This is a genomic window from Ensifer sp. NPDC090286 (assembly GCF_044769565.1).
In the GTDB taxonomy this organism is placed as follows: Bacteria; Pseudomonadota; Alphaproteobacteria; order Rhizobiales; family Rhizobiaceae; genus Ensifer.
Window position 1 is genome coordinate 1 of the sequence record NZ_JBIVYF010000022.1, and the last position, 1,095, is coordinate 1,095.

A 1,095-nucleotide genomic window follows, 5' to 3' on the forward strand; every position below is an offset into this window, starting at 1 on the left:
AGCGTATCACGTCCTTCATCGCCTGTGCATGCCAAGGCATCCACCAAATGCCCTTTTGACACTTGATCGTTCTCATTGCCAATGCTCATCCTTAGCCGCCATCCCGAAGGGATGCGGCAACTCGGTTACCTTTTACAACCGAGCCAATCAGATGCCATCGACGTGTTCGATAGGTCTGCTTTATTGGAACCACGCCGAGCGGTTCGCTTGCAGCCTATCTTAAGACCAGCTTCTCGAGATCTGTCCGGTGATGCGCGGTCAGGCAACACCAATCCAACATGAACACCAGAAGGGCACTCACAAGTGAGCACCCAAACAATGATCATGTCTTTTGAACAAGACTTCCTACCTACCTCCAGACCCTCCACCACATCCGGTCGGCTAGACCATCCATGGGTTCATCGGGGCTGGGCTCGGACGTCCCGAATGATCATAGATCATTCAAAACACCTGGAAGCTTCCAGACATATCTTCTCTTCACAATGTAATCAGAACAGGCATCAACCTCAGTAAGGCGATGCAAACTTATTTTTCTCCAAGGATATCTTCCGCCAGTTCAACACCAATCGAATTGGTGGAGCTGAGCGGGATCGAACCGCTGACCCCCTGCTTGCAAAGCAGGTGCTCTCCCAGCTGAGCTACAGCCCCAACCGTTTCGATCATCTGCTCCAAGCAATCCCATCCAGTCCTAAAACCAAAATGGTGGGCCCGGGCAGACTCGAACTGCCGACCTCACGCTTATCAGGCGTGCGCTCTAACCACCTGAGCTACGGGCCCATCTTGGGTAAAGCACGAACACCAAACGCTTTGCAAAAGCGCCAAGCGGGCGTGGTTCGTATCCTTGTGAGAAAGAGAAACGTGGACGGCGGCACTCGCCATACCATCATGATGCAAACATCTATGCGGCGTATTGCGTTCGATGGTCACCTGACTGGTGCCATCTATGTTCTAAAAAGCACGGGAAAGGTCATCTCCAGACAAGTCAAAGACTTGTCGAAAGCGTCTTCCAATTCCACAGCTTCCTTAGAAAGGAGGTGATCCAGCCGCAGGTTCCCCTACGGCTACCTTGTTACGACTTCACCCCAGTCGCTGACC

The 1,095-nt window shown here is 52.4% G+C and carries 2 tRNA genes and 1 rRNA gene; all 3 read right to left on the reverse strand.

From position 1 onward, the window contains the following. Positions 1–572: 572 nt before the first annotated feature. Positions 573–648, reverse strand: a tRNA-Ala gene (locus ACIQUG_RS34650). 52 nt (positions 649–700) lie between these two features. Then, positions 701–777: transfer RNA gene (locus ACIQUG_RS34655), tRNA-Ile, on the reverse strand. A gap of 250 nt (positions 778–1,027) precedes the next feature. Further along, a 16S ribosomal RNA gene (locus ACIQUG_RS34660) occupies positions 1,028–1,095 on the reverse strand; the annotation flags it as partial.